Genomic DNA, 21,196 nt, shown 5'->3' with positions numbered 1-21,196 from the left:
GCGAATCTAGTGAGCGAAAGAGGAAAAATCGGGGAGCGTGCTCCCCAATCTTTCCCAGATTGACGCGCAGCATTCGCGGGATGCACGCATCTTCTGTTTCGTACTGCGGGCCCCGCCTGCATCTCTCGTTTCATTCCCCCCAAGTCCTGGAAGCCGCCGCCGAATGAGGCGCGCCATCCTGGCCTTGGCGTCGACGCTCCTTGCATCGACGACCTGGGCCATCGAACCATTCACCGTCAAGGACATCCGCGTCGAAGGCCTTCAGCGTGTCGAGGTCGGCACGATCTTCGCGACGCTGCCGGTGCACGTCGGCGACACCTACACCGATGAGACCGGCGCGAACGCCATCCGCGCGCTTTTCGATCTGGGGCTGTTCAAGGACGCCCGCATCGATGTGGTCAACAACGTGCTCGTTGTCATCGTGGAGGAGCGCCCCACAGTGGCCGACGTCGACTTTGTCGGCGCGAAGGAATTCGACAAGGCGGCCCTGGTCAAGGCGCTGCGCGAGGTCGGTCTTGCCGACGGGCGGCCCTTCGACAAGGCGCTCGCGGATCGCGCTGAACAAGAACTCAAGCGGCAGTATGTGAGCCGCAGTCTCTACAACGCGCAGATCGTCACCACCGTGACGCCCATCGAACGCAATCGCGTGAACCTCACGTTCACGGTGACCGAAGGCGAGGTGGCTCACATTCGCGAAGTGCGCATCGTGGGCAACAAGGCATTCAGCGAGAAGACGCTCGTGAACCTGTTCGACCAGGACAGCGGCACGATGCTGAGCTGGTACACCAAGTCGAATCAGTACTCGCGCGCGAAGCTCAACGCGGACCTCGAAACGCTGCGCTCCTACTACCTTACGCGCGGTTACCTCGAGTTCAACATCGACTCCACGCAGGTGGCGATTTCGCCGGACCGTCAGGACCTCACCATCACGGTCAACATCTCGGAAGGCGAGAAGTTCGTCGTGTCGGGCGTGAAACTGGCGGGCAACTATTTCGGACGTGACGAAGAGTTCAAGTCACTCGTGCAGATCCGCGCCGGCGAGCCGTACAACGCCGAGGACGTCAATGCGACCGTGAAGGCGTTCACCGACTACTTCGGCAGCTTCGGCTATGCGTTCGCGCAAGTGCAGCCGGTGCCGGAGATCGATCGCGAGAAAGGTCGTGTGAACCTCACGCTGAAGTCCGAGCCGTCACGCCGCGTGTCGGTGCGGCGCGTGGTCGTGTCCGGCAACGATCGCACGCGGGACGAAGTCATCCGCCGCGAGTTCCGGCAGTTTGAAGCATCCTGGTATGACGGCGACAAGATCAAGCTCTCGCGCGATCGCGTGGACCGGCTGGGCTACTTCAGCGATGTCGATGTGCAAACGCAGGAGGTGTCCGGCGCGCCCGACCAGGTCGACGTGCTGGTCACTGTGAAAGAAAAGCCCACGGGCAGCCTGCAGCTCGGGGCCGGCTATTCGACGACCGACAAGGTGTCGCTGACCTTCGGCATCACGCAGGAGAACCTCTTCGGCTCAGGGAACTACCTCGGGCTGCAGGTCAACACGAGTTCGTACAACAAATCGATCTCGCTGACCGCGACCGATCCGTACTTCACGAAAGACGGCATCTCGCGAACCCTGAGCCTCTATCACACGACTACGCGGCCCTACTACTCGGCCGACGGCAACTACAAGCTTACGAACGATGGCGGCGCGATCCGCTTCGGCGTGCCCTTCAACGAGTTGAACACGGTGTACTTCGGGCTGGGCCTGGAGCGCTACAGCTTCTCGCCCGGCACCAACGGGTCATACACGCTTGTCGATGGCTCATACGTCTACACCGCGACGCCGCAGGCCTACCTGGACTACTTCGAGTGCTCGGGCACGGTGCCGAGCGTGGTTTGTGCGAAAGGTAACGTGATCGGCGTGCCGTTCACCATCGGCTGGTCGCGTGACGATCGCGACAGTGCACTGGTGCCGACGCGCGGGCGGCTGCAGTCGGCCAACCTCGAAGTGGGCGTGGGCTCCGAACTGCGCTACCTGAAGAGCCAGTACAGCTATCAGCAGTACGTGCCGCTGTCGAAGCAGTACACGCTGTCTTTCAACGGACAGCTGGGCTATGCCACGCCATACGGCAACACGACGTTCCCGATCTTCAAGAACTTCTATGCCGGCGGTCTCGGATCGATCCGTGGCTTCGAGCAGAACTCGCTCGGGCCGACGGACGCGGTCACGGGTGGGGCGCTTGGCGGCACGAAGAAGGCCATCTTCAACATGGAGCTCAGCACGCCTTTCCCGGGTGCAGGCAACGATCGTTCGCTGCGGCTCTATGGCTTCTTCGATGCGGGCAATGTGTTCTCCGATCGCACCGCGTCGATGACCGATGCGCAGTGGACTGCGCAGAACAAGCTGCGCTCGTCGATGGGCATCGGCATCAGCTGGATCTCACCGCTGGGCCCGCTGCGGCTTGCGTATGCGCTGCCGATCACCTATCAGAAGCTGGATGAGGCGAACGGCATCGCGGCCGACCGCCTGCAGCGCATCCAGTTCCAGATCGGTACGTCGTTCTGAGTCGAGACTACTGAAGATCCGCCGCGATCACCTGCACGATGCGCAACGCATCGGCGGGTGCCACCGTGGCATTGGCGCGGCCGATGACCGTCACAGCGCTCGTGTCGTTGTCGCTGCGCACCTGGATGCCGAGCTTGAGCGGCGCGGCCACCGGGCCCGGATGAACGAAGTCGATCAGCTTCGCGAAGGCGCCGGGCTCTTTGCCAAGGTTCGGCGGCACGTAGCGGACGAAGTAGGTGCCTTCGCTGCGGTTGCGGTCTTCGACCGTGAAGCCGGTGCGGTCCAGCGCGAGGCCGACGTGCCGCCAGGCGAGGTCGAAGTTCTCGGCCAGTTGCAGCGTCGGCTGTCCTTTTGGGTCAATGATCTGCGGGCCGCGCTTCGGTGCGACGGGGGCTTGAGCCGCGGTGGTTGTAGCGGCGCCAGGAACTTCGCCAAGGCGGGCCATCATGCGGCGCAGCCATTCGGCCTCGAGCTCGGCATCGGCCGGCTGTGTGAGCCAGGCGGTGTGGGCATCGCGCGATGTGTCGGCGACCTCGCGCATCCCGCGATGGCTGACGTAGATTTCCGTGCCGCCGGGGACCTGTTCCAGCCGGGTCCGGAAACGGTCCATCTCCGCCGTGCCTTGCGACAACTCGGGCGTCGAAGCGAGAGAGGCGACCGCATCGCGGACCAGACCCGTCGAGACCTTGGCGTGGCTTTCTGCCCAGTCCGTCTCCATGATGCGCCGCTCCGGTTGGTCGGTGTCGAGCACGAAGCCGTTGTCCTGCCAGAACTTGCGCAGCGGCTCCCAGAGCTGCTCCGGCGTGCGGCCGACCACGAGCCAGCGGTGGCGGCCCTCGCTTTCCATGCGCACGTCGCCGATCGCATCGGGTGCGGTGGAAGGTGCGGTCGTCTGCGGTCGTGCGGCGTGATAGTCGCTGGCGGAAGCCACCCGGGGCGAGGCGATGCCGCCCTGGGTGCTCATGAGCTGCGTGACATCGGGCGGCGTGGCCAGCGAACTGGCCTTGGCCTTGTTGGTGCTCTGGTAGCGGAGGTTGTCGTCCTGGGGGGTACTGCATGCGGCCAGGCCCAGGCTGATGGCGCACAGGGCGAGGCGGGAAGGTGTGAAACTCATCGGATCTTTCGGGAATCGGACCCCCGAAAAAGGGGTCGCGCGCACGCGATCCTGACCAATGAATCGGGAGAAAGCTGGGAGAGTTGTTTCGTCTTCAACCGAAACGAAGCGCAATCACGCCCGCCACGAGCACCGCGGTGCCCGCTGCCCGATGGCGTCCGAACGCCTCGCGCAGCCAGAGCGTGCCGATAACCGCCGCAAAGAGCACCGAGGTTTCGCGCAGTGCCGCGACCGCAGCGACAGGTGCACGCGTCATGGCCCAGAGCGCAATACCGTAGCTGCCGACGGAGGCCAGCATGCCGATGCACGCGATCTTCCAGCGCCCGGCCATGTACGCCAGCGCGGCGCGTCCCTGTCCGGCGCCGCGTCGACGCCACATCACCAGCAGCATGTAGGGAATGCCGTCGAAGAGGAAAAGCGCCGCGAGATAGGCCGCTGGGTTGCCCGACGCGCGTACGCCGAGGCCATCCACGATGGTGTAGACCGCGATGATCGCGGCGTTGCTCAGCGCGTAGCGCACCGCCTTGCCGCGATGCCCATCGGCTGCGTGCAGGCTCGCGGGCGAAAGGCCGAGCAGGATCACGCCTGTGCAGATGGCCGCGACGCCGCCCCACGCGACGGGAGAGATCGCTTCGCCGATCACCGCATGGCTGCTGAGAGCAACGAGCAGTGGGGCGCAGCCACGCATCAGCGGATAGGTGAGGCTGAGATCCCCGTGCTTGTAGGCGCCCGCGAGCGCGATGTAGTAGCCGATATGGACCAGCGTCGAGGTGATGATGTAGGGCCACGCCGCCGGCGGGGGCAGGCCGGTGATGGACAGCAGCGGCACCGCGACGACGAAGCCCAGGCTGTGAATGAGCGCGGTATCAAGCGACTTGTCGGGTGCGGACTTGATCAGCGCATTCCAGCTCGCATGCAGCAGTGCGCCGAACAGCACCGCCAGCACGATGGGGCCGGTGAGTGTCACGCGGCTGCGCCTGTCATGCAGCGCTGGGCTCGGGTCAGGTAGTGCGCGAGATCGGGCGTGGCGTGGTTGCTCTTCTTGGCCTTGTCGTCCCACAGACGCAGGCGGACCGCATCTTCGGCGTGTGGGCGGCCGATGAATTCGCTTGCCTCTTCAGCAGAGAACACGCCGCCTTGCAGCACCAGGCTGCGCTTGGAGTCGTCTGACAGAGCCGCCCAGTACGCGGGTCGCGTTGCGCACAGATAGCGCTTGGCGTCCACGTGCCATCGGATCGCATCGAGCACGCGATCGGAGAACACGCCGCGCAGAAAAGGCAGGGCAAAGAACTGGTGCAGGTCGTCGATGCCGCGCAGCGACGGCGTCTCGCCCTGATCGTTCAGCAGGTGGCCGAGATCGTGCAGCAAGGCGGCGGTGACGAGTTCGTCGTCCGCGCCGTCCTCTTCGGCGAGGTGCGCGCTTTGCAATGCGTGTTCGAGCTGGCTGACCGGTTCGCCGCTGTACTGGGCGTCACCCTTCTTGCGGAACAGGGATTCGATGTCGTCGAGCGTGAGTGCCACGGCGTTCGCTTTCAGGCCAGTGCAGGTTGACGCGATGCCGCGGTCGAGGTGGCGGCGGATTCGGCGAGCTTCTGTTCGTGATTGCGCAAGGTGCGGTCGCGGCTGTTCATCACGTGCTGGAACATCGCCTGCCCGGCGGCGTCCGCGTCGCCAGCGGCAATTGCCTTCACGATCTGCCGATGCTCGCGCGAATAGATCGCCATCGATTCCTTGGTGAGGTTCTGCCGGCGGAAGAGGGACAGCTCGTTGACCAGCTTGCGGTAGGTCGCGAGCAGCTTGTCGTTGCCAGCGAGTTCGAGCAGGCGGTCGTGGAACTTGAGATTGAAGCGGTGGTAGTCCTGCGCGTTCTCGGTCTTCACTGCCTGATCCATCGCATCGACCAGCTGGCGCAATTCCTTGACCTGCGTGGTGTTGAGCGATTGCGCGAGCTTGCGGCCGACGTAGAGATCCATCGCCGCGCGCACCTCGAAGATCTGCATCGCCTCGTCGATCGGTATGTCGCGCACGAAGACGCCGCGGTTCTTCTCGGTGCGCACGAGACCTGCTTCTTCCAGCATCCGGAAGGCTTCTCGAATGGGCCCTCGAGAAACCCCGAGCTGGTCGGCGAGTGTGGACTCGGTGAGCTTCGCACCAGAAGGGAGATCGCCCGCGAGGATCAAGCGTTCGATTTCGGTTTGCACCAGGTTCGCGAGCGAGTTGCACTGAAGCTGGGCGATGGCGGGGTGAGGAGAAATCTTCTTGCCGGGCATGGGTAAAAACTGTACGTTGCCGGGTGCAGATTGTCTACGATCTGCAATCGACGATAGACAAAGCTAAGCGACTGGCCCCGATTTTGCTACGCGGATATGTCACGAGGATGACTTCTTCGCCCGGCACATTTCGGCCCACCTTTTGTTCGAGGAGCTCGCACATGCACTACGCAAAAACTATCGTGGCCGCGCTGATCGGCCTGACCTGCGCAACCGGCGCACTGGCCCAGAAGACCCAACTGACCGTCTACACCGCACTGGAAACGGACCAGCTCAAGGCCTATCAGGAAGCTTTCAACAAGGTCAATCCGAACATCGACATCAAGTGGGTGCGTGATTCGACTGGCGTGATCACCGCCAAGCTGCTGGCCGAAAAGGCGAACCCGCAGGCGGACGTCATCTGGGGCGTGGCTGCGTCGAGCCTGGCGCTCTTCGAGAAGAACGGCATGCTGGAGCCGTATGCGCCTCTGAATCTCGACGCGATCATGCCGCAGTACCGCGACAAGAAGTCGCCGCCGGCATGGTGGGGCATGGACGTGTTCGGCGCGACGGTGTGCTTCAACACCGTCGAGGCCAAGAAGAAGAACATCCCGGTGCCGACCACCTGGAAAGACCTGCTCAAGCCCGAGTACAAGGGCCAGATCGTGATGCCGAACCCGGCTTCGTCCGGCACCGGCTACTTCGACGTGGCGGCCTGGCTGCAGATGTGGGGCGACGAGAACGGCAAGGGCGGCGGCTGGAAGTACATGGATGCGCTGCACGAGAACATCGCGCAGTACACGCACTCCGGCTCCAAGCCCTGCAACATGGCCGCCGCGGGCGAGTACGTCGCAGGCATCTCCTTCGAATACCGCGGCCACACCAACAAGGCCAAGGGCGCGCCGATCGAACTCGTCTTCCCGAAGGAAGGCCTCGGCTGGGACCTCGAAGGCTTCGCGATCTACAAGGGCACGAAGAAGGAAGAGGCTGCGAAGAAGCTCGCTGACTGGGCTTCGTCCAAGGACGCGATGCTGCTGTACGGCAAGAACTTCGCGATCACGGCGCAGCCCGGCGTGGCGCCCAAGCTCGCAAACATCCCGGATGACTACGAAGCGCGCTTGATCAAGATGGACTTCGAGAAGTCGGCAGTGAACCGCGAGCGCATCCTCGCCGAATGGACGAAGCGCTACGACTCCAAGAGCGAGGCGAAGAAGTGAGGCTCGTACCGGCGCGCGCCTTCGGCGTGGAGCGCAGCGCCGGTACGCCGGCGCTCTCTGCGTTCCAGTCAGGAGCCAGGATGGACCCGAACGACACCTATCTGCGCATCGAGGGCGTGCACAAGCGCTTTGGCGCTTTCACGGCGCTGGAGCACATCGACCTCGCGATCCGTCGCGGCGAGTTCGTCTGCTTCCTCGGCCCGTCGGGCTGCGGCAAGACGACGCTGCTGCGCATCATCGCGGGGCTCGAAGTGCAGAGCAGCGGCCGGCTCTGGCAGGACGGCCGCGACATCTCGCTGCTGCCGCCGCCGGATCGCGACTACGGGATCGTGTTCCAGTCCTATGCGCTCTTTCCCAACCTGACGATTGCCGAGAACGTGGGCTACGGGCTGGTAAATCGGCACGAGCCCAGGGCGCAGGTCAAGGCGCGCGTGGAAGAACTGCTGAACCTCGTCGGCCTGCCCGGCAGCGGCGGCAAGTACCCGGCGCAGATGTCCGGCGGCCAGCAGCAGCGCGTGGCGCTTGCACGTGCGCTCGCGACGTCGCCGGGGCTGCTGTTGCTGGACGAACCGCTCTCTGCACTCGACGCGATCGTGCGCGTGCATCTGCGCAACGAGATCCATGCGTTGCAACGCGAGTTGGGCGTGACCACCATCATGGTCACGCACGACCAGGAAGAGGCGCTCTCGGTGGCCGATCGACTCGTGGTGATGAACCACGGTGTGATCGAACAGGTCGGCACGCCCATGGAGGTGTATCGCGAACCGGCGTCGCCGTTCGTGGCCGGATTCGTCGGCAAGGTGAACCGTCTGCCCGCGGTGGCTGAAGGCGATCGTTCATTCGCTTGCGGAAAGATGAAGCTGCGCTGCGAAGACGGGCAGGGTGCGGCCTACAAGGCCGGCCAGGAAGTGATGCTCTACCTGCGCCCAGAGGACCGTTTGATGCTCAGTCCCGGCGCGGACCATCCCGACCGCTGCTCGGGCATGGTGAAGCGGATCGAGTTCCTCGGCGGCAACTGCCTCGCGGAAGTCGATGCCGAGTGCCTCCCCGGCATGCCGCTGCAACTGCAGTTCTCGCTTAACCAGATGGACGAGTTCAACGTGCGTGAAGGCCATCGCCTGGACTTCGCGCTGCGCACCGACCGGCTGCGCGTCTTCCCGCGAAACGGGGCCTGAGATGGCTGCGGTTCTTCACGAGGCGCGCGCGGCGCGTCTGCACGTGCACTGGAGCGAACGCGCGGCGCATGTCGCGCTGCTGGTGGTCGCTGCGTTTCTGCTCATCGGGCTGGTCTTTCCGCTGGGGGCGATCCTCTCGCAGGCGGTGCAGGGCAATGAGGCTCGCACCGGCTGGGCGAACTTCGCGTCGTATCTGTCTTCCCCGGCGCTGCTGAACAGCCTCTGGAACAGCGTGTGGGTATCGATGATGGTGACGCTGGTCGTCATCCCGCTCGCCTTTGCCTTTGCCTACGCACTCACGCGAAGCTGCATGCCGGCCAAGGGGCTGCTGCGCAGCATCACGCTGCTGCCGCTGCTCGCGCCTTCCCTGCTGTCGGCCATCTCGCTGATCTACTGGTTCGGCAACCAGGGCGTGGCCAAGGAGTTCTGGCGGGCGCTCGGCTTCCCGGGCATCTACGGGCCGTCGGGCATTGTGCTGGCTGAATGCTTCGCGACCTTTCCGCATGCGCTGATGATCCTCGTCACTGCGTTGTCGCTGGCCGATGCACGGCTGTACGAAGCTGCAGATGCGATGGGCACCTCGACCGTCCGGCGCTTCTTCACGATCACGCTGCCGGGTGCGAAGTACGGGTTGATCTCCGCTGCGCTGGTGGTGTTCACGCTCGTCATCACCGACTTCGGCATTCCGAAGGTGGTGGGCGGCAACTTCAACGTGCTGGCGACCGACGTGTTCAAGCTGGTGATCGGCCAGCAGGACTTCCAGCGTGGCGCGGTGGTCGCGCTGCTGCTGCTTGCGCCCGCGGCCATCACCTTCGCGGTCGATCATTTCGTGCAGCGCAAGCAGACCGCGATGCTGACCGCGCGCGCGGTGGCCTACGTGCCCCGGCCATCACGCGGCTTCGATGCGGCGATGACCGGCTTCTGCCTCTTCGTCTGCGCGCTGATGATTGCGATGTTCGGGATGGCCGTGTTCGCGTCGTTCGTCACTCTGTGGCCCTACAACCTGACGCCGAGCCTGACCCACTACATCGCAGGCATCGTGGACGCGGAGCTTGGTGATTCGGTCATCAACAGCCTGAAGCTGGCTGCCGGTACCGCAGTGTTCGGCACGGCAGTGGTGTTTGTCGGGGCCTATCTGCTGGAGAAGACGCGCGGCATGGATTGGGCGCGCCCTATCGTGCGGCTGATGGCCATGCTGCCGATGGCTGTGCCGGGACTGGTGCTGGGACTCGGCTACATCTTCTTCTTCAATGCGCCGGGCAATCCGCTCAATGGGCTGTACCAGACGATGGCGATCCTCATCCTCTGCACCGTCGTGCACTTCTACACCACGGGGCATCTGACCATGGTGACGGCACTGAAGGCGATCGATGCGGAATTCGAGGCGGTGTCGGCGTCCCTGAAGGTGCCGTTCCACGTCACGCTGCGGCGCGTGACGCTGCCGATCTGCCTGCCGGTGCTGCTCGACGTGTCGCGCTACTTCTTTATCAATGCGATGACCACGATCTCGGCGGTCGTCTTCCTCTATTCGCCGGACACCAAGCTGGCTTCGGTAGCCATTCTCAATCTCGACGAGGCGGGCGAGATCGGCGCAGCCGCTGCGATGGCGGTGCTGATCGCCGCCACTTCGACGGTCGTCACGCTGCTCTACCTGCTCGCGGGACGCTGGGTGGAGCGCCGCACACAGGCATGGCGGCAACGCTGAGCCACTTCCAGAAAGACATGAGCAACACAACGAACTTCGATCTGATCGTCGTCGGCGCCGGCATCGTCGGCCTGGCGCATGCGTACACCGCCGTCCAGCGCGGCCTCAAGGTGTGCGTGGTGGACAAGGACGCCGCATGCATCGGCGCGTCCATCCGCAACTTCGGCTTCGTCACGGTGACCGGGCAGGGCGCGGGCGACACCTGGCGGCGTGCACGCCGCGCGCGCGAAGTCTGGGGCGACGTCGCGCCCCAGACGGGCATCGACGTCATTCATCGCGGGCTCTACCTCACGGCATTTCGCCCGAAGGCGCTGACCGTGCTCGAAGAGTTCATGGGCACGGCCATGGCCGAAGGCTGCGAGCTGCTGGGCATCGACGAAGCTGCGCGCCGAGCGCCGACGCTCCGGCTGGACGGCGCGCAGGCAGTGCTCTACAGCCCGCATGAAGCGCGAGTCGAATCGCGCACTGCAATCGGCCTGCTCGCCAAGTGGCTCGCCGAGGCCAAAGGCGTGACTTTCCGCTTCGGCGAACAAGTGCTTGAAGTTGCGACGCCGCGGGTTCGCACCTCGCGCGCCACGCTGCATGCGGATCGCGTCGCGGTGTGCACGAACATCGAACTCGGCGGGCTCTTTGCCGAGCGCCTCGCGACGCATCGACTGCGCCTCTGCCAGCTCCACATGCTGCGCGTGCGGCCGCCGGAAGGCTTCCGGCTGCCAGGGTCGGTGATGGCCGACCTGAGCCTGGTGCGATACCTTGGCTACAGCGAGCTGCCTGCAGCCAAGGCGTTGCGCGCGCAGCTGGAAGCCGAAGAGGGCGAATCGCTCGCCAACGGCATCCACCTGATCGTGGTCCAGAGTGCCGACGGCTCGTTGGTGGTCGGCGATTCGCACCATTACGGTCCCGTGGTCGAGCCCTTTGCGGACGCGCGGGTCGACGACCTCATCCTGCGCCACATGCAGGAGACGCTGAATCTGCCCGACTACACCGTGACCCATCGCTGGGTCGGCACCTATCCCTCATCACCGACGACCGACTGCCTCATCGATGCGCCCGACGCCGCAACGCGCCTCGTGATCGTGACCAGCGGCACCGGCGCCAGCACTGCCTTCGGCATCGCCGAGGAAGTCTTCGCCGGCTGGTAGCCAGTACTGCACACCATGAACCAACATCAAGACAAACTCCAGGCCGTCGTCTTCGACTGGGCCGGCACCATCATCGACTTCGGTTCCTGCGCACCGATGGGCGCCTTCGTGCGCCTCTTCGAGAAGTTCGGCATCGAGATCAGCATTGCAGAAGCGCGCGGACCGATGGGCCTCGCCAAGTGGGACCACATCAAGGCGCTGAGCGAACTGCCGCGCGTCGCCGCGCAGTGGGAGGCGAAGAACGGCAAGGCCTTCACCCATGCGGACATCGATCATCTGTATGACGTCTTCACGCCGATGAATGCAGCGGTCGTGCCGGACTTCTGCGATTTCATTCCCGGCGCGCTGGACGCGGTGAAGGCGGCGCGTGCACGCGGCCTGAAGATCGGATCGACCACCGGGTACAACCGGCCGATCATGGACGTGGTCACGAAGATCGCGGCCGACGGGGGCTATGTGCCGGACAACCTCGTGTGCGCCGGCGATCTCGTTGCAGGCCGGCCGACGCCGCTCATGATGTATCGCACTTTCGCCGACATCGGGGTGTGGCCGCCATACACGGTCGTCAAGGTCGACGACACCGGCGTCGGCGTGCAGGAAGGCATCAACGCGGGGACCTGGTCCATCGGCCTGTCGATCAGCGGCAACGCCGCCGGCCTCACGCTCGCCGGGTGGCAAGCGCTCGATGCCGCGGGCCAGCAAGTGGTGCGCGATCGCGCGACTGCCGAACTGAAAGCCGCCGGTGCGCACTACGTGATCGACAGCGTGGCCGACCTGATGCCGGTGCTCGACGACATCGACGCACGCCTGGCTCGCGGCGAAAGGCCCTGAGGGCGCTTTCGGAGGCCGCCGATCGTCGGGTAATCTCGCGCGCTTCAATCGACATGAAGGAGGCAACGCGATGTACATCGAACAAGGCGGGGAAGGCCCGGACCTGCTGGTCATGCTTCACGGCCTGGGCGCCACGGCGGCGGTGTGGTCGCCGATGTGCGCGCAGGCCGGCGCGCGCTGGCGCGGTCGATGGATCGCGATGGACCTGCCGGGCCATGGCGAATCCGGCACTCAGGACTCCTACGCAATCGGTCAGTACGCTGCGAGCGTTGCGCGCGCGGTGTTGCCGCATGTCGATCCCGCAGGCCGGCTGGTGGTGCTCGGGCATTCGCTCGGTGGCGTGATCGCGCTCGCACTTGCGACGGGCTGGTTCGGCGTGGTGCCGCATCGGGTCTTCGGCGCGGGCATCAAGGTCGCGTGGACCGAAGACGAGTTGCGCGGCATGGAGGCGCTCGCCTCTCGACCTGCGAAGAAGTTCGCTGCAGAGGAAGAGGCCTGGGACCGCTACCTCAAGGTCTCCGGCCTCGTCGGCCTCGTTGACGCCCAATCACCGGTCGCGCGACGCGGCGTGCAGCAGGACGCCGACGGCTGGCGCCTCGCGATGAACCCGCGTGCGCACGGCGTGGGCAAGCCGCCGACGGCAGAGTTGTTCAGGCTGGCGCGTTGCCCAGTGCATCTCGGTCGCGCTGCCAACGATGCGCTGGTGACGATGGATCAACTCCGTGCGATCGATGCCGACGCGTCGGACCTCGGTCCCTGCGGCCACAACGTGATGGTCGAGGCGCCGACGCGGGTATGGGACTGGGTCGCGGCGCGCGAAGGCGCCACGACGTAGTCAGCGGGTCGGACGATTCAGCCGGTTCGCGTCAGCCGATTCCTACGTCGCTGTACCGTCGAGTGGGGCACGCGCCAAAGCCCCAAGAACCCCCGTTGCGAACTCAACACGCATGCGTGATAGTGCCAGTTGGCATCCTGCGGCCGGGATAAAGGCCGCCGGACGCAGACGCTGTCCGAAGCCCTCCATTGCTGAAGAGACAGGCAGTCCGCGATGTCTCTCCGCACTCAAAGGTGGTTCAGCATGCAAGCGGTTGAAAAGATTCCGTTCGTGGCCTCGGTGGATGAGCTCGAGCTGCTTCTCGAAGCGTTGACCCGTCTCCGCAAGGGCGACTCCAAGGCGCGTTTGCCGATGCACTGGACCGGCATCTCCGGCAAGGTGGCCGAGGTCTTCAACGACGTGGTCGAGCAGAACGCCGCACTCGCTTCCGAGCTCGTTCGCCTGCGCAAGGTGGTGGGGCGCGAAGGCAAGCTCAAGCAGCGCGCGGTGATGGCGGAGACACGCGGCTTCTGGGGCGAATCGATCGAATGCGTGAACGCGCTGATCGATGACCTCGTGCACCCGACGACCGAAGTCGCACGTGTGATCGGCGCTGTCGCGCAGGGCGATCTGTCGAAGAGCATGGCGCTCGATGTCGATGGCCGTGAGCTCGAAGGCGAGTTCCTGCGGACCGCGAAGACCATCAACAAGATGGTGGAGCAGCTCGGCGATTTCTCCGCCGAAGTGACGCGCGTGGCGCGCGAAGTGGGCACCGAAGGAAAGCTGGGCGGGCAGGCCAAGGTCAAGGGCGTTGCGGGCACGTGGAAGGACCTGACCGACTCCGTGAACTCGATGGCCGGCAACCTCACGGACCAGGTGCGGAACATCGCGGACGTGACCACTGCAGTGGCGAAGGGCGATCTCTCGAAGAAGATCGATGTGGACGTGAAGGGCGAGTTCCTCACGCTCAAGAACACGATCAACACGATGGTGGACCAGCTCCGCTCCTTTGCGTCGGAGGTGACGCGGGTGGCGCGCGAGGTGGGCACCGAAGGCTCGCTAGGCGGCCAGGCACGCGTCGAAGGCGTGTCCGGCACCTGGAAGGACTTGACCGATTCGGTCAACTCGATGGCCGGCAATCTCACCAGCCAGGTGCGCAACATCGCGGACGTGACGAAGGCCGTTGCGGCGGGCGATCTCTCCAAGAAGATCACGGTCGACGTGAAGGGCGAGATCCTCGAGTTGAAGAACACGGTCAACACGATGGTGGACCAGCTTCGCTCGTTCGCTGCCGAAGTGACGCGCGTGGCGCGCGAAGTGGGCACCGAAGGCAAGCTGGGCGGTCAGGCCGATGTGCAGGGTGTGGCCGGTACCTGGAAGGACCTCACCGAATCGGTGAACTTCATGGCGGGCAATCTCACTTCGCAGGTACGCAATATCGCGGAAGTGACCACGGCCGTGGCGGCGGGCGATCTCTCCAAGAAGATCACGGTGGACGTGAAGGGCGAGATCTCCGAACTGAAGAACACGATCAACAGCATGGTCGACCAGCTCCGGTCGTTCGCGGCCGAAGTGACGCGCGTGGCGCGCGAAGTGGGCACCGAGGGCAAGCTGGGCGGGCAGGCCGACGTGCAGGGGGTGGCGGGCACCTGGAAGGACTTGACGAATTCGGTCAACTCCATGGCCTCGAACCTCACGAGCCAGGTGCGCAACATCGCGGATGTGACGAAGGCGGTGGCTGCGGGCGACCTCTCCAAGAAGATCACGGTGGACGTGAAGGGCGAGATCCTTGAACTGAAGGCAACCATCAACACGATGGTGGACACGCTCAATTCATTCGCGGCCGAAGTGACGCGGGTGGCGCGCGAAGTGGGCACCGAAGGCAAGCTGGGCGGCCAGGCCGACGTGCAGGGCGTGGCCGGCACCTGGAAGGACCTCACCGAATCGGTGAACTTCATGGCCGGCAACCTCACCTCGCAGGTGCGCAACGTGGCTGAAGTGACGACGGCCGTGGCGGCCGGCGACCTCGGCAAGAAGATCACGGTGGATGCCAAGGGCGAGGTGCTCGAACTCAAGAACACCATCAACACGATGGTGGATCAGCTCTCATCCTTCGCCGCCGAAGTGACGCGCGTGGCACGCGAAGTGGGCACCGAAGGCAAGCTGGGCGGTCAGGCCGACGTGCAGGGCGTCGCCGGCACATGGAAGGACCTCACCGAATCGGTGAACTCGATGGCGTCGAACCTCACCTCGCAGGTTCGCAACATCGCGGACGTGACGAAGGCGGTTGCTGCGGGCGACCTCTCCAAGAAGATCACGGTGGACGTGAAGGGCGAGATCCTCGAACTGAAGAACACCGTCAACACGATGGTGGACACGCTCAACTCCTTCGCCGCCGAAGTCACGCGTGTGGCGCGTGAGGTGGGCACGGAAGGCAAGCTGGGTGGGCAGGCCGACGTGCAGGGTGTGGCGGGTACCTGGAAGGACCTCACCGATTCGGTGAACCTGATGGCGTCGAACCTCACCTCGCAGGTGCGCAACATTGCGGACGTGACCAAGGCCGTTGCCGCGGGCGACCTCTCCAAGAAGATCACGGTCGATGTGAAAGGCGAGATCCTCGAACTGAAGGCGACGATCAACACCATGGTGGACCAGCTCTCGTCCTTCGCCGCCGAAGTGACGCGCGTGGCGCGCGAGGTCGGCACCGAAGGCCGGCTCGGCGGCCAGGCGGAGGTCAAGGGCGTGTCGGGCACCTGGAAGGACCTCACCGATAACGTGAACTTCATGGCGGGCAATCTGACGGGTCAGGTGCGCGGTATCGCAAAGGTGGTGACCGCGGTTGCGGACGGCGACCTCAAGCAGAAGCTGACGGTGGAGGCGAAGGGCGAAATCGCCGCGCTGGCAGAGACCATCAACAACATGACCGACACGCTCGCGACCTTCGCCGACCAGGTGACCACCGTCGCGCGGGAAGTGGGGGTCGAAGGCAAGCTCGGCGGACAGGCCAAGGTGCCCGGCGCGGCCGGTACCTGGAAGGGGCTGACCGAGAACGTCAACCAGCTCGCTGCGAACCTCACCACGCAGGTGCGCGCGATCGCCGAAGTGGCGACGGCGGTGACGCAGGGCAACCTCACGCGGTCGATTGCGGTCGAGGCGCAGGGCGAAGTGGCCGCGCTCAAGGACACGATCAACGAGATGATCCGCAACCTGCGCGACAACATCCAGAAGAACACCGAGCAGGACTGGCTCAAGACCAACCTCGCGAAGTTCAGCCGCATGCTGCAGGGGCAGAAGGACCTGCTGACGGTCGGCCAGCTCATCCTGTCCGAGCTCGCACCGGTGGTCGGTGCGCAGCAGGCCGAGTTCTACGTGCTCACCAATGTGGGCGGCACGCCCAAGCTCAAGCTGTTCGCGAGCTATGCCTCGGGCGGACAGGACGCGCATGGCAAGGAGATCGAACTGGGACAGGGCCTGGTGGGCCAATGCGCGGTCGAGAAGTCGAAGATCCTGTTGACCAATGTCGCCAATCCGGCCTTCCGCATCGCGACCGGCCTCAGCGAGAGTGCGGCGATGGACGTGATCGTGCTGCCGATCGTTTTTGAAGGCGAGGTACGCGGCGTGATGGAGCTCGCATCGCTGGAGCGCTTCAACCCCTCGCACCAGGCCTTCCTCGACCAGCTGACCGAATCGATCGGCATCGTGATCAACACGATCGCCGCCAACATGCGGACCGAGGACTTGCTCACGCAATCCCAGTCGCTCGCCGAAGAGCTGCAAAGCCGGCAGCTCGAACTGCAACAGACCAACGAGGAGCTGCAGGAGAAGGCGCGCCTGCTGGTGCACCAGAACCAGGAAGTGGAGCGCAAGAACCGCGAGGTCGAGCAGGCCCGGCAGGCGCTGGAGGAAAAGGCCGAGCAGCTCGCGCTTACCTCGAAGTACAAGTCCGAGTTCCTCGCGAACATGTCGCACGAGCTGCGCACGCCACTCAACAGCCTGTTGATCCTGTCCGACCAGCTCTGCAAGAACACGGGCGGCAACCTCACGACCAAGCAGGTGGAGTTCGCGAAGACGATCCACCTGTCGGGCAATGACCTGCTGATGCTCATCAACGACATCCTCGACCTGTCGAAGATCGAGTCGGGCACCGTCGCGGTCGAAGTGAGCGAACTTCGGCTCGACGACCTGCAGCGTTCGGTCGAACGCAGCTTCCGTCATGTGGCCGAGTCGCGCCACGTGGGCTTCGAGATCGTCGCGCCGCAGCCGCTGCCCGAGACCCTGGTCACCGATGCGAAGCGGCTGCAGCAGATCATCAAGAACCTGCTCTCCAACGCCTTCAAGTTCACCCATCAAGGCGCGGTGTCGCTGTCGGTCTCGACGGTAGACAGTGGCTGGTCGCGCGACAACGAGGAGCTCAACCGCGCAAGCAGCGTGGTGGCGTTCGCGGTGTCGGACACCGGCATCGGCATCTCCGCCGACAAGCAGCAGATCATCTTCGAGGCCTTCCAGCAGGCGGACGGATCGACATCGCGCAAGTACGGCGGCACCGGTCTCGGCCTGGCGATCAGTCGCGAGCTGGCGCGACTGCTCGGCGGCGAGATCCGGCTGAAGAGCGTGCCGTCGCAGGGCAGCACCTTCACGCTCTATCTGCCGCAGAACTACAGCCCGTCGCGCAGCGTGCGCACCAGCCGCAGCGCGCCCGCCGAGCCGGAGACGCTGCCGCGCGCCGAACGTGAGCAGGTGGAAATGCGCAGGCGCATCGACACGGAACCGGTCGTGACCGCCAGGGAACCGGCGAACGATGCGCATGACTTCGAGGTCAATGTCGCCGATGACGATCGCGGCAACATCCTCCCGGGTGACCGGGTCGCGCTGATCGTGGAGAACGACCTCGCGTTCTCGAAGATGCTGCTGCAGTCGGCGCGCCGCGCAGGCTTCAAGGGGCTGGTGAGCGCGAGCGGCGCAGATGCGCTGGGGCTCACCCGGGACTACCGGCCGGTGGTCATCACGCTCGACATCTTCCTGCCGGATATGGAGGGCTGGCGCATCCTGGAGCGGCTGAAGGCCGATCTCGCCACGCGGCACATCCCGGTGCTGGTGGTCTCCACTGACGATTCGCGCGAACGCGCACTCGGATCGGGCGCGGTCGGCTTCCTCGCGAAGCCGCTGCAGTCCATCGACATGGTCGATACGGCGCTGGCGGATCTTCGCGAATTCCTCCGCTCGGGCACTCGCCGGATGGTCCTCGCGATGAAGCCCTCGGACCTGCGTGACAGCTATGTGGCTGCACTGGGCGGCGACGTGCAGGTAGTGATGGCAGATTCCATCGGCCGACTGCGGCAAGAGCTGGTGCGCAGCGATGTGGATTGCCTGGTCACCGATGGTTCGGTGGTGGACTTCCATCGTGGTGACATGGCGGAGTTCGCCGAGGATCGCTCGCCTGCACGGCAGTTGCCGGTGATTCTGTTCAACCCCGAAGGCGGCACGCTGCCAGGCTGGGAGCCAGGGCCCAACGTGCCGGCCCTGTGCGTTGCGCAATCGCTTGACCGGCTGATCGACGCGACCACCTTCTTCCTGCATCGCGGCATTGCAGTGATGTCGGAGGCCGAGAGAGCCGCGGTGGATGCGATCAGCGACACCGCGCGTACGCTCGCGGGCAAGAAGGTGCTGATCGTCGACGACGACATCCGCAACATCTTCGCGCTGGCTGCGGTGCTCGACGAGCAGGGCATGTCGATCGTCTCGGCGGAGAACGGCCGCGACGCGATCCGGCAGGTCCAGGACGATCCGGACATCGACGTGGTGCTGATGGACATCATGATGCCGGAGATGGACGGCATGGAGACCATGCGCGCGCTGCGCAAGTTGCCGCGCGGCAAGCACCTGCCGCTGATCGCGGTGACCGCGAAGGCCATGAAGGGTGACCGCGAGAAGTGCATCGAGGCCGGCGCCTGGGACTATCTCTCGAAGCCGGTGGAGACTGCCCACCTGCTGGTCGTGCTGCGAGGCTGGCTGTGCCACTAGACCCTTCGAACGGCGCGATGGTGCCGTCGCCCGACGATGCGGCGGAGCCGGTCGACATCCTCATCGTGGACGACCTGCCGGAGAAACTGCTCGTCTTCCGCACGGTGCTGGAGGAACTCGGCCAGAACCTCGTGGCAGTGCGTTCGGGCGCGGAGGCGCTGCGCGAGATCCTGAAGCGCGAGTTCGCCGTAATCCTGCTCGACGTCAACATGCCGGACCTGGACGGCTTCGAGACCGCGGCACTGATCCGCAAGCACCGGCGGTCGGCCTACACGCCGATCATCTTCATCACCTCCTACTGGGACGAGGTGCAAAGCGCGCGGGGCTACTCGCTCGGCGCGGTCGACTTCATCATCTCGCCGGTAGTGCCGGAGGTGCTGCGCAGCAAGGTCGGCGTGTTCGTGTCGCTCTACCAGATGAAGCGGCAGGTGCAGCTGCAGGCGGACAACCGCGCCGCGGTGATGGCGGCCGAAGCCGCGCGCCGCGTCGCGGAAGAGAACGACCGGCGCTCCGCCTTCCTCGCGCATGCGAGCCGCACGCTTGGTGGGACGCTGGAGATCGACCGGGCGATGGCTCAGTTGGTCGAACTGCTGGTGCCGGCATTCGGTTGCAGGGCGGTGGTGCGGCTGATCGATGCGGAATCGGAGGTTGATGGCTGGTGCCTAGCCGAAGAGGTCGATGGCGGCGTGCGCGTGCGTACGGATACAGACTCGGACGCCGTGCTGGAGCCTGCGGTCGAAGCGATGCTCCGGAAGGTCATCGCCTCTGGCCACGCCATCGAAGTCGATGCGGCGCGCGAAGGGCGTGCCGATCTGCAGTGGGCATGGATGGCCGCGGTGCCGTTCGTGGCCGGTGAACGCTGTCTGGGCGCACTCTGGGTCGCGCTCGACGAAGGTCGCGCCTGGCCGCGTGCCATCGCTGCCGGCATGCTGGGCGAGGTGGCCGCGCGTGCGTCGGTGGCCTTCGAGAATGCGCGCCTCTATGGTCTGCTGCAGCGGGAGATCGTCGAGCGGCAGCTGGCCCAGCAGGAACTGCAACTGGCCAGCCGCAGAAAGGACGAGTTCCTCGCGATGATGTCGCACGAGTTGCGCAATCCGCTCGCGTCCATCGTCACGGCGATCGAGGTGATTCGCCGGATCGCGCCGAACGAAGGCAAGCTCACCTGGGCGATCGATGTCGCGAGCCGCCAGTCGCGCCAGATGACGCGGCTCATCGAGGAGCTGCTGGATGTCTCGCGCATCAGCGAGGGAAAGATCGTCCTCAAGTACGAAGGCTTCGAACTGCGGCATCTCGTCGCGCAGAGCGTCGAGACGGTGCGCGCGGCGGTGGAGCGGCACCGGCAGACGCTGAGCGTGCATGTTCCGGAAGAGCCGCTGTGGCTTCGCGGCGACGTGGCGCGGCTCACGCAGGTCATCTCGAACCTGCTGCACAACGCATCCAAGTACAGCCCGGACGGCAAGGCCATCGCGCTGCATGCACGGCGCGAGGGCGACGAGATCGTGATCACCGTGCACGACCAGGGCATGGGCATCGAGGCCGAGCTGCTGCCGCGCATCTTCGATCTCTTTGCACAAGGCCAGCGCGGGCTGGACCGCGCACAGGGCGGGCTCGGCGTGGGACTCACGCTGGCGCGGCGGCTCACGCATCTGCATGGCGGCGACATCGAAGCATTCAGCGAGGGCAAGGACCGGGGCTCCGTCTTCAAGGTGCGATTGCCGTGCGCGAAGGAAGAACTGGCGATCGAAACCGGCATCGCAACGGGGCCAGTTCCACAGGCGACGCGTCGCAAGGTGCTGCTGGTCGACGACAACCTCGATGCCGCTGCAGGCATCGAGGCGCTTTTGCGCATCGAGGGCCATGAGGTCCGCGTGGCGCTCGACGGCGAACAGGGCCTTTCGGTTTTCGTCGACTTCGAGCCCGCGGTCGTGATCCTCGATATCGGCCTGCCCAAGGTCGACGGCTACGAGGTCGCGCGGCGCATGCGTAGCATGGCGCAGGGGCAAGGCGTCCTGATGATCGCGCTCACCGGTTACGGACAAGCCGAGGACCGACAGGCGGCGCTCGATGCGGGATTCGACAGGCACTTCGTCAAGCCTGCCGATGCGCAGCTGCTGCTGGCGTGCATTCGCGAATGGGGGCGCGTCGTCGCATCAGTCGCAGGTGTGGCGGAGTTCGATACCCAAAAGTTCACGCAGACGCTAGATACCTGAGCTTGCGCGTGGTCCCACCGCCCGATCGGCGGTGCCGCACTAAGAACATTCGGCGCGATCAAGAGCCCCTTCGCGCCGAGCCTTCCTCTAAGCTTCCGCCCGCCCTGAAATCGTCGTCTTGATGGCGGTGATTTCAGGATTCGCGCCGTTGTCACGCGGTCGCGCCG

General features: G+C 65.0%; 13 protein-coding genes. 9 read left to right on the top strand and 4 right to left on the bottom strand.

Annotated elements, in window-relative coordinates; all coding sequences use genetic code 11:
• Positions 1-163: 163 nt before the first annotated feature.
• Positions 164-2,551, top strand: coding sequence for an outer membrane protein assembly factor BamA (bamA, locus tag FHW64_RS28190; RefSeq protein WP_184531566.1), 2,388 nt, complete (start codon positions 164-166; stop codon positions 2,549-2,551).
• Positions 2,552-2,558: 7 nt separating this feature from the next.
• On the opposite strand, the gene bamC is transcribed toward bamA, so the two are convergent.
• From bamC to FHW64_RS28170, 4 genes are all read right to left on the bottom strand, one after another.
• Positions 2,559-3,665 (bottom strand): outer membrane protein assembly factor BamC, encoded by a 1,107-nt coding sequence (gene bamC / locus FHW64_RS28185; RefSeq protein WP_184531565.1) that lies wholly within the window; start codon positions 3,663-3,665, stop codon positions 2,559-2,561.
• 94 nt (positions 3,666-3,759) lie between these two features.
• Positions 3,760-4,632: an EamA family transporter gene (locus tag FHW64_RS28180; protein ID WP_184531564.1), complete on the bottom strand. Its 873-nt coding sequence runs from the start codon at positions 4,630-4,632 to the stop codon at positions 3,760-3,762.
• Positions 4,629-5,186, bottom strand: coding sequence for a phosphonate degradation HD-domain oxygenase (locus tag FHW64_RS28175; RefSeq protein ID WP_184531563.1), 558 nt, complete (start codon positions 5,184-5,186; stop codon positions 4,629-4,631). The genes FHW64_RS28180 and FHW64_RS28175 overlap by 4 nt, the downstream gene beginning before the upstream one ends.
• Before the next feature lie 11 nt (positions 5,187-5,197).
• Positions 5,198-5,935: a phosphonate utilization associated transcriptional regulator gene (locus FHW64_RS28170; RefSeq protein WP_184531562.1), complete on the bottom strand. Its 738-nt coding sequence runs from the start codon at positions 5,933-5,935 to the stop codon at positions 5,198-5,200.
• A gap of 161 nt (positions 5,936-6,096) precedes the next feature.
• Between FHW64_RS28170 and FHW64_RS28165 the strand changes: the two genes are divergently transcribed.
• From FHW64_RS28165 to FHW64_RS28130, 8 genes are all read left to right on the top strand, one after another.
• Positions 6,097-7,131, top strand: coding sequence for a putative 2-aminoethylphosphonate ABC transporter substrate-binding protein (locus FHW64_RS28165; RefSeq protein WP_184531561.1), 1,035 nt, complete (start codon positions 6,097-6,099; stop codon positions 7,129-7,131).
• 80 nt (positions 7,132-7,211) lie between these two features.
• Complete coding sequence (locus tag FHW64_RS28160; protein ID WP_184532070.1) at positions 7,212-8,306, top strand: putative 2-aminoethylphosphonate ABC transporter ATP-binding protein; 1,095 nt, start codon at positions 7,212-7,214, stop codon at positions 8,304-8,306.
• 1 nt (position 8,307) lies between these two features.
• Complete coding sequence (locus FHW64_RS28155; RefSeq protein ID WP_184531560.1) at positions 8,308-10,011, top strand: putative 2-aminoethylphosphonate ABC transporter permease subunit; 1,704 nt, start codon at positions 8,308-8,310, stop codon at positions 10,009-10,011.
• Positions 10,012-10,028: 17 nt separating this feature from the next.
• Positions 10,029-11,153, top strand: coding sequence for a TIGR03364 family FAD-dependent oxidoreductase (locus tag FHW64_RS28150; RefSeq protein ID WP_184531559.1), 1,125 nt, complete (start codon positions 10,029-10,031; stop codon positions 11,151-11,153).
• A 15-nt stretch (positions 11,154-11,168) separates the two neighbouring features.
• Entirely contained in the window at positions 11,169-11,984 is an 816-nt protein-coding gene (gene phnX, locus FHW64_RS28145; protein WP_184531558.1) for a phosphonoacetaldehyde hydrolase, read from the top strand.
• A gap of 70 nt (positions 11,985-12,054) precedes the next feature.
• Positions 12,055-12,819 carry an alpha/beta fold hydrolase gene (locus FHW64_RS28140; RefSeq protein ID WP_184531557.1) on the top strand — a complete coding sequence of 255 codons (765 nt, stop codon included), beginning with the start codon at positions 12,055-12,057 and terminating at the stop codon, positions 12,817-12,819.
• A gap of 243 nt (positions 12,820-13,062) precedes the next feature.
• On the top strand, positions 13,063-18,819 hold the full coding sequence (locus tag FHW64_RS28135) for a HAMP domain-containing protein (RefSeq protein WP_184531556.1): 5,757 nt from the start codon (positions 13,063-13,065) through the stop codon (positions 18,817-18,819).
• Positions 18,810-21,029 (top strand): response regulator, encoded by a 2,220-nt coding sequence (locus tag FHW64_RS28130; protein ID WP_311733380.1) that lies wholly within the window; start codon positions 18,810-18,812, stop codon positions 21,027-21,029. Before FHW64_RS28135 ends, FHW64_RS28130 begins: the two co-directional genes overlap by 10 nt.
• The last annotated feature ends 167 nt before the right edge of the window (positions 21,030-21,196 follow it).

The sequence above is a fragment of the Variovorax sp. Sphag1AA genome, assembly GCF_014192575.1.
In the GTDB taxonomy this organism is placed as follows: Bacteria; Pseudomonadota; Gammaproteobacteria; order Burkholderiales; family Burkholderiaceae_C; genus Variovorax.
The sequence above is the reverse complement of the archived record's forward strand: the minus strand, read 5'-3'. Positions and strand labels throughout refer to the sequence as shown.

Excerpts from the sequence above, each read along its gene's own strand:
- phnX (WP_184531558.1), top strand. The coding sequence starts at position 11,169 with ATGAACCAACATCAAGACAAACTCCAGGCCGTCGTCTTCGACTGGGCC.
- FHW64_RS28160 (WP_184532070.1), top strand. The coding sequence starts at position 7,212 with ATGGACCCGAACGACACCTATCTGCGCATCGAGGGCGTGCACAAGCGC.
- FHW64_RS28150 (WP_184531559.1), top strand. The coding sequence starts at position 10,029 with ATGAGCAACACAACGAACTTCGATCTGATCGTCGTCGGCGCCGGCATC.
- bamA (WP_184531566.1), top strand. The coding sequence starts at position 164 with ATGAGGCGCGCCATCCTGGCCTTGGCGTCGACGCTCCTTGCATCGACG.
- FHW64_RS28135 (WP_184531556.1), top strand. The coding sequence starts at position 13,063 with ATGCAAGCGGTTGAAAAGATTCCGTTCGTGGCCTCGGTGGATGAGCTC.
- FHW64_RS28140 (WP_184531557.1), top strand. The coding sequence starts at position 12,055 with ATGTACATCGAACAAGGCGGGGAAGGCCCGGACCTGCTGGTCATGCTT.
- bamC (WP_184531565.1), bottom strand. The coding sequence starts at position 3,665 with ATGAGTTTCACACCTTCCCGCCTCGCCCTGTGCGCCATCAGCCTGGGC.
- FHW64_RS28165 (WP_184531561.1), top strand. The coding sequence starts at position 6,097 with ATGCACTACGCAAAAACTATCGTGGCCGCGCTGATCGGCCTGACCTGC.
- FHW64_RS28155 (WP_184531560.1), top strand. The coding sequence starts at position 8,308 with ATGGCTGCGGTTCTTCACGAGGCGCGCGCGGCGCGTCTGCACGTGCAC.
- FHW64_RS28170 (WP_184531562.1), bottom strand. The coding sequence starts at position 5,935 with ATGCCCGGCAAGAAGATTTCTCCTCACCCCGCCATCGCCCAGCTTCAG.